At 55.2% G+C, this 12,604-nt stretch carries 10 protein-coding genes; 5 read left to right on the top strand and 5 right to left on the bottom strand.

The window, feature by feature from the left end; genetic code table 11:
- Positions 1 to 20 precede the first annotated feature (20 nt).
- Together JFU58_RS20095 and JFU58_RS20090 are read left to right on the top strand one after the other, a co-directional pair.
- A complete protein-coding gene (locus JFU58_RS20095; RefSeq protein ID WP_201141832.1) occupies positions 21 to 872 on the top strand; it encodes a GNAT family N-acetyltransferase in 852 nt (283 codons plus the stop codon).
- 24 nt (positions 873 to 896) lie between these two features.
- The gene (locus tag JFU58_RS20090; protein ID WP_201141830.1) at positions 897 to 1,610 is read left to right on the top strand and encodes a cupin domain-containing protein; all 714 of its coding nucleotides are present in this window, start codon (positions 897 to 899) and stop codon (positions 1,608 to 1,610) included.
- 326 nt (positions 1,611 to 1,936) lie between these two features.
- Here the strand turns inward: JFU58_RS20090 and JFU58_RS20085 are convergent, their stop codons facing one another.
- From JFU58_RS20085 to JFU58_RS20065, 5 genes are all read right to left on the bottom strand, one after another.
- Entirely contained in the window at positions 1,937 to 3,175 is a 1,239-nt protein-coding gene (locus JFU58_RS20085; RefSeq protein ID WP_242488288.1) for a ComEC/Rec2 family competence protein, read from the bottom strand.
- An 81-nt stretch (positions 3,176 to 3,256) separates the two neighbouring features.
- A complete protein-coding gene (locus JFU58_RS20080) occupies positions 3,257 to 4,081 on the bottom strand; it encodes a hypothetical protein (RefSeq protein WP_201141828.1) in 825 nt (274 codons plus the stop codon).
- The gene (locus JFU58_RS20075) at positions 4,078 to 5,160 is read right to left on the bottom strand and encodes a ComEC/Rec2 family competence protein (RefSeq protein ID WP_201141827.1); all 1,083 of its coding nucleotides are present in this window, start codon (positions 5,158 to 5,160) and stop codon (positions 4,078 to 4,080) included. Before JFU58_RS20075 ends, JFU58_RS20080 begins: the two co-directional genes overlap by 4 nt.
- A gap of 562 nt (positions 5,161 to 5,722) precedes the next feature.
- A complete protein-coding gene (locus JFU58_RS20070) occupies positions 5,723 to 6,277 on the bottom strand; it encodes a hypothetical protein (protein WP_201141825.1) in 555 nt (184 codons plus the stop codon).
- A gap of 92 nt (positions 6,278 to 6,369) precedes the next feature.
- Positions 6,370 to 7,338 carry a DNA-binding protein gene (locus JFU58_RS20065; protein WP_201141823.1) on the bottom strand — a complete coding sequence of 323 codons (969 nt, stop codon included), beginning with the start codon at positions 7,336 to 7,338 and terminating at the stop codon, positions 6,370 to 6,372.
- Between the two features lie 78 nt (positions 7,339 to 7,416).
- Between JFU58_RS20065 and JFU58_RS20060 the strand changes: the two genes are divergently transcribed.
- The 3 genes from JFU58_RS20060 to JFU58_RS20050 all read left to right on the top strand — a co-directional run bounded on the left by JFU58_RS20060 (position 7,417) and on the right by JFU58_RS20050 (position 11,850).
- Entirely contained in the window at positions 7,417 to 8,568 is a 1,152-nt protein-coding gene (locus JFU58_RS20060; RefSeq protein ID WP_201141821.1) for a site-specific integrase, read from the top strand.
- A gap of 289 nt (positions 8,569 to 8,857) precedes the next feature.
- A complete protein-coding gene (locus JFU58_RS20055) occupies positions 8,858 to 11,020 on the top strand; it encodes an AAA family ATPase (protein ID WP_201141819.1) in 2,163 nt (720 codons plus the stop codon).
- Complete coding sequence (locus JFU58_RS20050) at positions 11,017 to 11,850, top strand: hypothetical protein (RefSeq protein ID WP_201141817.1); 834 nt, start codon at positions 11,017 to 11,019, stop codon at positions 11,848 to 11,850. Before JFU58_RS20055 ends, JFU58_RS20050 begins: the two co-directional genes overlap by 4 nt.
- Positions 11,851 to 12,604 lie beyond the last annotated feature (754 nt).

Genomic DNA, 12,604 nt, shown 5'->3' with positions numbered 1-12,604 from the left:
ACGCTCAACGGAGGCCAGCCATGCCCGTCCTGCCACACCCTGCTTATGTCTACCGCCCTATGACCGTGGCCGACTTGCCGGCCGCCCATGCTTTGTCGATGCAACTCAAATGGCCCCATCGGCTGGAAGACTGGGCAATGTTGCAGAGGGTGGGCGAGGGTTTTGTAGTGCTCGATGGCGAGCGTCTGATCGGCAGCGCGTTCATATGCCCCCAAGGAGTCTACGCAACCATTGGCCTGGTGATTGTCAGCGATGATTACCAAGGCCAGGGCATCGGTCGCCGGTTAATGGAAAAAGCAATCGAGGCCTGCCAGTCACGCACGCCGATGCTCAACGCAACACTCGCCGGTGCCCCGCTGTATGCCAGCCTGGGGTTCATCGAATTCGGTCGAGTGCAGCAACATCAAGGCCAGGGCGCGGTACCTCACTTGGTGGCGCTCGCGGAGGAAGAAACGTGCCGTGTGTTACGCGCTGATGATTACCTCGCGATGCTGGCGCTTGCCAACGCAGGCAGTGGCCTGGACCGGAAAGAGGTGCTCGCCGACTTGCTGGTGGAACACGCCGTAGGAATCGAACGCCACGGCAAGCTGAGCGGCTTTGCTCTGCTAAGACCCTTCGGTCGGGGTTACTGTATCGGCCCGGTGGTGGCAGAGAACCTCGAACAGGCCAAACACTTAGTCGCGATATTGCTGACGCAAGTCCCCAATGCCTTTGTGCGCATCGACATTCCGGAAGGCTGCGGCCTCAGCGACTGGCTGGAGCAAGCGGGCCTGAAGCAGGTCGATACCGTCGCGCAGATGGCCTTGGGCAAGCCACCCAGGGCTGTTGCAGGTGCGCACCAGTTTGCGTTGGTCACCCAGGCGATCGGCTGATTTTTACTCTCGGAGCATCCACCCATGTCATCCCCCAGCATTATGCTGTTGGCACGCGCCAGCGGCGGCCACGTTGCCACGCGCTTCTACGCTGCAGCCTTGAGTCCGAGTGACCCGTTCGGGGCTTCGCGCGACATTGCCTGGCTGGGCTCGGACGGTGTGTCCGCGGGCTTGGTGCGGTTCAGCGGCGAAATCGTGATCGAAGCTTTTCCCCATACCGAAACGCTGGTGGTCCACTCGGGCCACGTGGTGCTGCACTCGCCAGAACAGACTCTCGAACTCAAGGCCGGAACAAGCGCGGTGATAGGGCGCGGCACTCAACTGCGTGTACAAGCGAGTACCGACAGCCGCTGGGCCTTCTGCGCCGTTGACCTCCCGGATATGCCACAAACCACGGGTTTGACCGGTCTCGACACTTATTGCCTGCTGACGCCATCAGCCGCGCCGGAGCCGCAGATGCTTATTGGTCCCACTCCCCAGTGCCGTTCACTCAACCTGTTTGACGACGACACTACCGAGTTGCGTGCGGGTGTCTGGGACTCGACGCCCTATACACGGCTCGGCCGCCCTCACAAACTCAATGAACTGATGCACCTGATCGAAGGCAGCGTCACCCTGCAAGATGTCACAGGCAGCGACGTAACAATCAACACCGGTGACACCGTATTCGTGGCAAAAGGCGCTCCCTGCGCCTGGAGCAGTTCGATCTACGTCCGCAAGGTCTATGCGGTTAAGTAGGTGATCGGAACCGCTAGCAACGGTTAAATTACTGGACTTACTGAAAAATCTTTAATCTGCAGTTCAATGTCCCAAGATGCCGCGGCTCACAAGAATCGCTATGCGGTATAGCCGCCCCTACTTCGAGCTATTGAGTTACACACCACTCCCAAGGCACTCGCTGAACTGGAACACGGACGATGTCATCCCGTGGGCTCATTAGCGGGCCAACTGTCCAAAGCTGATCGGTTCTAGTCGTGAGGCTTTGGCCAATCAGATCAATCTAGGGAGTAAAAGCTCCAAACAAACCAAGGAGATAGAAAGCGATCTAATGTTTCTAATCAGCTCTATTCCTCTTGCTCTTCGGGGTATGGGGTCTGCTGTACAGGGCCCCAACCCTCACGAATAATACCTTCCACCCAGGCAATGTTTTGCCCTTCGGTGGCAGCAAACTCTCCGCCACGATGCATCATTGCTCGCATAACCGATTTTCTGGGGTGATCTTCATCTGCTTTAGCGGAGCTGCAAGGTGCAGCCCAAGTGTATGTTCCAGGGGCGTCATGTCTGGTGCCAAGCCACCGATCCAGCAACTCGGTAGAGACATTATGTCGCCCCCCGTGGTGAGGGACCTGGAACATATCAATACCAGGAAGACTCAGACCAGCATAAGGAGCATAGTCTGCCGCTTCTGTCAGAGCTTCACGTCCGGCATCACCTGTCAGGACGATGGTCTTTCCATTCACCTGCGCATACTGAACAACACTCATCTCGTTTTCGGTGCTTGTTCCAGAAGAAGGAAAATACTCGTCGCCCCACGCAGATTTAACTAGATTTGCGACTGCCCGGAACGCCTTGGCGATGGCTTCAAACGATTCTGCAGCGACAGAAGTTTCCGCTTCAGGTGTTTTATCCGATTCTACAATAAGGTCGAGATAACGAGCTTTGGTCGGCGCTAACACCTTGAAAATTCCGATCGTGCTTCCCTGAAAAGGACTTTGAATCGGTATGCCTTTGCGAATTGCGATCTCTTCTAACGTTGCGCTGGCGCTGTAGACTGATCGAAGCTTGCGCTCAAGAGCATCTACGGACGTGTAAGTGGCAAATCGGTCTATCAATTCGCTGGCGTAAAGCCAAGGCCGATTGAGCCAGAGCGTCCCGACATCGCACTCTTCCAGCACTGCTCGCAGACCGTTTGCATGATCAAGGTCAGGGTGGGTGAGTACTACGTTTTCAACCCGGGTAGTACCGTAAAATTGGCGGAGCTGTTCGATGACCTGAGCTCCAGTATCGATGTAGCCCCCATCAACTACGTGAACGCCGGCTACTCCATCTTTCTCGTAGCGTATGGTGATTGCGTCACCACTTTTCGCGGCCTCTACACCGATGAAATCGATCTCAATGTGCGACATGGCGGCTTCCTGCTTTATGATGAGAATGCAGTTATCAGAGACGCCTGAGAATGACGCCGCTGTGGGATATTTCTTCAAAGTCACTACGAGATAAGCGAGATAAGCACTCAAACGTTCGCGAAAAAATATGGCTCTTTGTGTAGACACCATATTGGCCAAGGCCACCAGGCCAGACATCGCCTCCAACGTGCCTCGGAAGGCACAGCCCCTTTCACAGTTCGAAGCATTTCCACGCGTTAAAAACGGTACAGAGGGGCCTCACCTGACTTTTTCTTTCTTCGCGCGACTAGTTTTTGGCTTTACGGCCAAAACCTCGGAAGCTGAAACAAGCATTCTGGCGTAGGAAAATGCTGCCGCACGTACCGATTTTTCCGTGATAAATGTCGTCCAGATCAGCAACATGACTAGCGACGCTCCAATAGCTGTGACTTCGTTAACCGAAAAAAACGCTTCAGGCGTCGTTGCAGCTTGATAACGAGATATCCACATCGAAGGGCCTTGGCGAATAGCGACCCAGAGCAGGCTCGCGATACACGAAGCGACGGCAATATTTCGAAGCCCTAAAGCATTTCTGCGGAACCCGTAAGAGATATTGTCTCTGAACAATAGGTTGAATTTTTTGGTATCCCGCGTGGCACCACGCAACATCCCGCATGCCTCTGCATACAAGGCATCGGCTCCTTGTGGGTCTGATGCTTCATCGGCACTTGAGGGAAAGGATTGACTCATCAATGTGGCAAGCTTTCCGTGATAGCCTCGTAGCTCACCAAGTTCAAACGTCCCATCGCGATGGCGCAATACTTGAGTGCTGGGCGCACCGCCCCATTTTCGCCACAATGCCTGCTCTTTTTCCTTTCCCCGGCTCCTGGCATAGTCGGAAAGCAGGTGAAGAAGCCCGAACGCAACCAGCAGCGATACGACTCCTGAGATAGGTCCGAGCTTATCCCCGTACAGTGCCATCGCAGTCACAATAATGGGAGACAGCGCCAGCAGAGCAGGGTAAAGACGGGCTTGGCGTTCATAAGGGTCAGAAAACTGATTGATGGCTTTGGCAAAGCCTGAGACGCTGGTTCCTTCACTCATTCTTCGACTTCCTCATAGAACGGCTCGTACTTAACCGGCGTCCATCCTTCCCGCTTAGCCACACCTGGAGAGCGATGATAAATGTGCTGTCCCTTTGTTTTGGCCACCTTGAAACCCCGACTAACAAATGCATTTGTCACGGCTTTCTTGGGATGACGTGGAGCTAAAGCTCCTGCCGATACAATTGCGCTACGAACGGGCTTTTCGGGTGGTGTTTCTAGCGGCTTGCCTATCAATAGGTTTAACGTTTCAGTCGATACGTTATGGCGACCTCCATGGTGAGGAATCTGGGCGAAGGTCACGCGTGTAGGTAGATCAATGCCATTTTCAGAGGCAAAGGCTGCAGCGGCCCGCAGCGATTCGATGCCTGCATCCCCAGTAAGCAGGTACCCCTTGTTACCGATCGCCGCGAAGAGGATCGCACTACTCTCGTTTTCTGCTGAAGTGGTCACCGTTTCAGGCAAATATTCGACCCCCCATTTCGCAGCTACATAACCTGCAACGCCTTTGACGGCATCGAGCACAGAGGCAACAGCACTTTGGTTTTCTTTGAGTTCAGGAGACTTCTCGAATGCCGGAACCAAATCGTGCACATATCGGTACGTTCCAGGTGACAGGACTGTAAAGATCCCGATCTGGTCTCCTGCAAACGGCTCCCGGATCGGAATGCCCCGTTTCAACGCGGCATCTTCCAGCGAGTAAGCAGCCGACATTTTCTTTTTCAGTCGCTGTGCCAGGCTTTCATCGGTCATTCTCCCGTCGTGGAAATAATCTCGAATCTGATCGCTATACTCCCAAGGGCGGTGTATCCACAGCTCCCCAACCGTGAGCGTTTCCAAGACATGCAGTAACCCTCCAGCATGATCATTATCTGGGTGAGAATTGACGACGTAGTCGACGTAACTGGTTTGGAAGTGTTCCTGGATGTGCTTGACCAGCTCTGCACCATAAGCTTGCGTGCCGCCGTCATAAATCATCACTTTATATTCGCCGTTTTCTCTCCAGCGAATCGCGATCGCATCGCCGCTATGCTCGCCCTTCCCCACCGGTAGAAAATCAATCTCAATGCTGTCTGCCATGCCGTGCTCCCCGAGTGTTGTTTCATTGAGCTTTCGCAGCCCTAAATTGTTGTTGGTGCCCACCGAAACGTTGGTATTGCAAAACCTAAAAGGCAGCAATTGGCCACTACAATCAATTTTGGGATGGATCCAATTTCTTCAAGGGGGGATGAGTAAATTATTTTACGATCGATGATTCAGGAGGCGACGGCGATGATCGCCTTATTGGAGACTCGATTGGACAGTCAAATCCAATGATCATGAAAGCATGGCAGGCCATGCCCGGGGGCCGGAACTGCGGATAGAACAGCTGTTAAGTTGCCGGATGCTGCAGGAGCGCAAAACGGTGGCAGCGCCAGAAGCGTCCTGTTCGGCCATCGCTAAGGTTGGGCTGGAGAGTCTCAGACGCGGCCCGGCCGCCTTAATCCTCACCGCAGTAGCGCTTTGGTCCACGTACTAACAAATTCGGCACTCCTGTTCAGGAGCGAGAACTGCCACTTGTCGCAACGATTCCACACTGTCCAATCCGACACCACTGCAGAAGTCTTGAATGCTATGAGAATGGAAATTTCTTATTGAAGACTCAACGCATGACGAACAGCAACATCAGTATCAGCGCGACCAACAATAGGCTCGCACAGGCCAAGCCGAGCAATTTGATCAACCGATCCAGTTTACGATCCAGACCAATCACCTGCAGCTCCAGTGCTCCAAATCGCACTGCGACTCCTTCATCTAAATGGGAGGCGGCGGGCTGCTCAACATCCTTGGAGCTGCGATCGCTGTGGACAGCGATGAGACTGCCACCTGCCCCGGTCGCGCCTATAGTGATCATCAGCAGCAGCATCTTGATGTTTTCGGCCATGTCTGTTCCCTCCAACCCTTTTTTGAATATTAGGTCATAGGAGAACTGGATCATGACGCCATATGCGATCAGAAAGTATCCCTTGAGAAACCGATCATCTCGGGTGTCGACCAGAAAAATGAAGACGACAAACGCCCCCATTAGATAGGCCATGGCTGACATCTCGATGCCGGAGATGCGGTACGCCACCCAACTCAGCGTCGCATTGGTGAACAGGGCCAACAGTATCCCAGGTTTGGTGGACAGCCAGTGCCAGAAATTTTTGTACGTCAACAACGCATCTCCCATATAACGGCCGCGATCAATACCAGCATGTTGAAGTGGAAATCAGACGCCGCGTTCATCTTTGCGAGGAAACGGCAGAGTCACACGCTTTTTTTGGGAGCGCGGCTGGCGCGGCTAGCCAAAATCTCCGCGCGCGCCTCGGCGGCGATCGCACGCTCACGGGCGTCAGCCAGATTATCTCGGGCAGCCTGCAACTCCCATTGCATGCCACTTATCTGCTCACCAGCCGCGGACACCTGTTGCTGGGCCTGCTCCAGCTGCGCAGCCAATAGCTGTGCGTCGGCACGCGCTGCCTGAGCCTGATCTCGGAGGTCCGCAAAACTGAGCTGTTGCTCTTGCAAAACCTGTTGACCAGCCAGCAGGCGCGCCTGGGTGTCCCTCAATTGCATGCCCACAGCCTTGCTTTCTTCTCGAACCCGGTCGATCTCCCGATAGGCACGGTCTTCGACATCACGGGTATAGCGCTGCTGCTCCGCTCTCTCCTGTTCAGCCTGTTCACGACTGTCGCTAAATTGCTGTTGGACGTCGCCGAGTTGAGTACGGAGGTCATTACAATACTCCTGCAGTCCTTCGCGTTGCGCGCGCAGGTCGGCGATCTGCGCTTGGCGCTGGTCGAGCAACTGCTCCAGGTCTGTCAAGCGGATTTCCGCGCCTTGGCGCGCTGACAGCGCCTCGTCAGTACGGTGCCGCTCCTGGGCGATTTCCAGCCGGGCGCGCGCCTCAAGGGCAACCACTTCCTCACGCTCTTCAGCCAGCACCTGCCGTTGACTGGCAAGCGATTGCTCGGTCACGCCCTGCGCGAGCGTGATCGCCTGCTGCCAGATGGCGATAAACGCATGAGCTACCTCCCCCGGCAGCCCTGGCAAGCGGGATTCTCCCCGCAAACGTCCGGCTAATTGCTCCCACCACTGATCAAGCAGACCGCCAATCCGCGCTGGACTGCCCCGTCCTAGCTCTAGCCGCACTCGTTCGACCGTAGGTCGTTCACCGCGCGACAACACCGCGTCAGCGGCGGCAAATACCTCGCTTTCCGGCACCCCTACTGCCATGTCTTATCTCCGCGTATATTAGGTCTGATAATGAAAGATTATCCGACGTTATTTTCTGAATAATGGAATTATCATACGTTGAACGTATTAAATATTACAGATCAGTTAACCCTAGTCGACGAAACCCCACTGGATCCGTATTTACTGGCCACAAACGCGCAGCACGCGGCCGCGGCGTTTATCGCCGCCGGCACGGCGGCCAATACCGTGCGCAGCTATCGCAGCGCCCTCGCCTATTGGTCCGCCTGGCTGCAACTGCGCTATGGCCAGACGCTGGGCGACGCCCCTCTGCCGACAACGGTGGCGGTACAGTTCGTCCTGGATCACCTGGCCCGACCGCTGGGCGACGGCACATGGGCGCACCTGCTACCGCCGGCAATCGATGCCGCCTTGGTGGCCGCACGGGTCAAGGGCGGATGGGGGGCGCTGGCCTACAACACCGTCAGTCATCGCCTCTCGGTGCTCGGCAAATGGCACCGCCTGCAGGGCTGGGACAGCCCCACCGAAGCACCAGCCCTGAAAACTCTTCTGCGCGACGCACGCAAGGCCCAGTCGCGCCAGGGAGTCAGCGTGCGCAAGAAAACCGCGATCGTGCTTGAGCCGCTGCAGGCACTGTTGACCACCTGCACCGATGGTGTGCGCGGGAAGCGTGACCGCGCCCTGCTCCTATTAGCCTGGAGTGGGGGTGGCCGACGGCGTTCCGAGGTGGTTGGTTTGCAGATCGGCGATGTGCGTCGCCTGGATGCTGACACCTGGCTGTATGCCTTAGGCACCACCAAGACCGACACCGGCGGCACTCGTCGTGACAAACCGTTGCGCGGCCCCGCCGCTCAAGCGCTGACCGAATGGCTAAATGCTGCGCCTGCAACGTCGGGACCGCTGTTTCGGCGCCTGTATAAGGGCGACAACGTGGGCACGGCAGGCTTATCAGCCGACCAGGTGGCGCGCATCGTTCAGCGTCGTGCAAAACTCGCGGGCTTGGACGGCGACTGGGCGGCGCACAGTTTGCGCTCAGGGTTCGTGACCGAGGCCGGCCGTCAGGGGGTGCCACTGGGTGAAGTGATGGCGATGACCGAGCACCGCAGCGTGAGTACGGTCATGGGCTACTTTCAAGCCGGTGCACTCCTGGAAAGTCGAGCCACGACCCTACTTAAGTCGTCGACCGTCGATGACCAAGAATCCCCGGAGGGCCAGCACTTTGGGGCAACCGAAGCTACCCAGCAACCTTAGCTGCTGGGTAACTCAAGACATGTATTCCAGCCGTTGAGTTCATGGGGGTGTCCTGCATGACGCTCTAACCGTTCAGCGTGATGCTTGCATCGAATCTGCGCTGCCCCCTCAAGCGCCTCTTTTAGTGGCAAAATGACACAATTAACGAACCACTGTTCTCGCACAAAGGCGCGGGCACAACACAAACTCCGCCAAATTTTGTGTTGTGCCCCCAAGATCAAGGAAGAACAAAATGATCCGATTAAAGCGGGGTCCCGTCCCGGATATCCTAAATTCCGAACGCGCTAACATGCTGCGAAAGGAAGCTGCCGATTTTTTCTCCCAGCCTCGAGAACAACGGAGTCAGAAACGCTTTGAGTTTCAGAAGTACGCAGCGCAGTTAAACAGTGATGTACGAAAGGCGCTGGCCGAATGTTTCCCTAGCAAGTGCGCCTACTGTGAGACCCCGGTCGAGAAACCTGAAATAGAGTTGTTTCGCCCCCGACAGAGTGCCAGCAATCTGGACGGTTCTGTAGACGACGACTGCTATTGGTGGCTCGCACATGACTGGTCGAATTACCTGCTCGCCTGCTCTCCCTGCAACACCTTAAAAGGGTCGCGCTTCCCCGTCGAAGGACTGCGTGCTGGGCCATATCCGACCAGCCTAGGCTTGATTGAAGAAGAAAGGCTACTGCTCGATCCTTGCGAAGATGAGCCGTCTTCGTTACTGCTTTTTCTAGAGGATGGTCGTGTCACAAGTGACGACTTTCAGGGCTCGGCGACGATTGATGTACTCGGGCTCAATCGGGAGGCGTTGGTGCACGCACGTCGTCGTGATCTAGAAAACCTGAAACGGATTTTATCGGTACAAAAGATAGCCTTCGATTCGCCCTATTTGGTGGATGACCTACTGAGCGCAATGATTACGGATGACAGTCCGTATGCCGCCATGCGCAGACAGTTCGTAGCTACCTGGGCCGCAGAGGAGGCCCCTGCTGGTCCGCAAACGAGCAAGCTACTGCAACAACTGCAGCACCACCGGGGCGCAGTGACTGGGAGTCTTGTTGCAAGTCTAAATGACTTGAAGCTAGCGGCAGAACGTCTCACTAATACAACTGTGGGGATGGAGTCCTTTTCTGTATTAGAAGCGCGAATACCGAATGACTTCTATCGTAAAACCCGTTTTATCGAAAACTTCCAGTTGACCAATATCCGGTCATGCGAAAACGTAAGCCTACAGACCTCACTGGGAGCAGGAGGATCAGGAAAGTGGTTAGTGTTGCTGGGCGAAAATGGCACAGGCAAGAGCACAACCCTTCAAGCCCTTGCTTGCGCACTGGCGGGACAGGATGCCGTTGACGATCTCGATATCAAAGCGTCTGACCTGCTACGCAGCGGCTGCGAAACCGGTACAGTCAGCGTGCAATTGTCTAGCTTCTCCAGACCCATCGTAATGACGCTTAACGCAGCCAATAACAGCATCACCATTGATCCGCCTGAACCCAAAGTCATGGTCCTGGCATATGGCGCAACTCGTTTATTGACACCGCATAAAAACAAGGCCCTGCCTCGCGCATCCGTTCACATTGCCAACCTCTTCAACCCGCTCGAACGTCTAAGTAACGGTCGCCCTTGGCTTTACGACACGGATGATCAAGAATTCGACCGGATAGCACGTGCATTGTCCGCCCTACTACCTCGTCCGGATGGCGCTCAGTTCTTTCGTCACAATAACGAAATCGTTGTAAAGTCCGCCGGAGTGATCGATACCCTGGAGGCACTTAGTAGCGGCTACCAGGCTGTAGTTGCGTTGGCATTAGACATCATGAGCGTGCTGCGACGGGGCTGGCAAGATGCGGCCTCTGCTGAAGGGATCGTGTTGATCGATGAGATTGATGCCCATCTCCATCCGCGGTGGAAGATGCGCATTATCCAGCGCCTGCGTGAGGTCTTCCCTCGCCTGCAATTCATCGCCACAAGCCACGAGCCTCTGACACTACGGGGTATAGAACGAGATGAAGTAGCAGTGTTGAAACGGACACTGAGTGGCGCAGTGAAGGTCATAACCGCAGAGACCGACGATCTGCCGTCCCCTCGAAATATGACAGTGGGTCAATTGCTGACCTCTGACTTCTTTGGCCTGAACTCGGCCGAAGACCTCGAAATCGATACCCTGTTTGAGGAGTACTATCGACTGCTTGCCTCAAGGGAGCGAACTGTTGCAGATGAATTGCGCCTTGAGGAACTCCGTGAAGAGCTTGAATCAGGCCGCCAGTTAGGTTTGACTGAACGTGAACGCTTGGTTTTCGAAGCAGCCGATGCATACATTGCTGAACGAATGGCCAGGCGGCAGGCGTTACCGAAACAAATAAAGTTGGAAGCCCAACATCGTCTCCAACAGCTATGGGCAACCCTGGATGAGCCTGACACGCCCCCCCCACCACTGGGAACTGACAGGAAGTCACCCTTATGATCAGGGTAGAACGGGCAGAATGCCCACCTAGTTTGAATGGTCCTGATTCAAAAGGTAGCCTAGAGCGAGCAGCAGCGCTTGTCGCGCAAGCGGCAGGTGGAAAAACAAAGTTCAAAGCGTATAGAGAGTCTGATGTCGTTCTCACTCTACGCGAGATGTTCAATAAGAAATGCGCTTACTGCGAGTTTAACTATGCAGCAGGCTCCCCCGAGGATATTGAGCATTTTCGTCCCAAAGGTGCCGTTGTAATCAACGGCCAACTTACCAAGCCGGGGTATTATTGGTTAGCCGCAGAGTGGAGCAATCTGTTGCCATCCTGCATCGATTGTAATCGCAAACGCTCCAAGGAGTTTGCGGAATCCAATCAAGCGTCCTCGGGAAAAGCCAACCTATTTCCCGTAGTGGACGAAGCACACCGATGGCGTAGCCATACCGCTCCCAACGTGAACGAGCAACCGTTGTTACTCAACCCCTGTGATGACTATCCCGACCAACACCTCGAGTTTCTAAATGACGGTTTGGTACGGGCAGTAGCCGATGCCGCTGGAAACCCCAGTCCCAAAGGCGAAACCTCGATAGAGGTATTCGGTCTGTTACGCCATGACCTTGTCGAACAACGGGCCGCCAAGCAACTCATGATCAGAGCCGCCATCGAACGCGCCCTTGAGGCCGCCGAGATAGCCGAGGATACGGACGACATCACACGCAGAGAGAAATGGCTAAATCTTTCTGCAAATCTTCTAATGGATGCTCGGGCTCACTTAGACAAGCGACAACCTTATAGGGCAGCAAGCGAGGCGATTTTCCGCGAATATGGCATTCCGCTCTAGCCCTAACTTGATCGCTCAAAAAATTGCCCAAACTGAATTGGTAAAGCGATGAGCACAACGGTCAGTTACGCCTGGTGAGCGCGGCCTCGTAGCCGGGCCGAGGATGGGACGCAGGCGCATACCACTGCGTCGCGTGCCCACGCTCGGTCTTCGCGTTTACAACAAGCAGCGGATCAAACCAGCCAACGACGGGCGCGGCCTAAACAACAGCGCCCGCACCGCACTGTTGTCACGAATGCCCAGAACCTGCCCCACTTGCGACTCGTCCGCCCCTATACAGCAATCCTGCCACAGTACGCCGAGCATCCCGGCTGCTCAGCGCCGGCAGTCCTCTGCCTATGAAAAGGGGGGGGGTCAATTTCAATCGACATGGCTCGGGATCCACACAACATGGAAGTGTTCATGCGGTATGCTCAGCAATACGGTGGGAATAGCGCGTCAGCACACGTGATGATGGAAGCAGAGCTGACTCGGTAGGGACTTTCACCCAATAGGGTATTTTCGGATGGGACGGCATTACCTTACTCATTTGAAGGTGCGCGTAACGCTGGAGAAGCGATCAGGGGCAAGCCTGCCTTGTCACCCAATATTGCAGGAGAGAGGGACACGAACATGCAACGATTCAGTTAAGCAGGATCGTCACCATCTCCTTTTACTTCCTTCCCCCACGTAAAAGCTCAGTCGAATATAGCCCCTACGTCGCAAGGCTAGATTTCACACGTCAAAAACAGGAGCTCTCCTACAACAGTCATCG

It is taken from the genome of Pseudomonas sp. TH34 (assembly GCF_016650865.1).
In the GTDB taxonomy this organism is placed as follows: domain Bacteria; phylum Pseudomonadota; class Gammaproteobacteria; order Pseudomonadales; family Pseudomonadaceae; genus Aquipseudomonas; species Aquipseudomonas yamanorum.
Note: the sequence above shows the minus strand (reverse complement) of the source record. Positions and strands in the feature narration are given on the sequence as shown.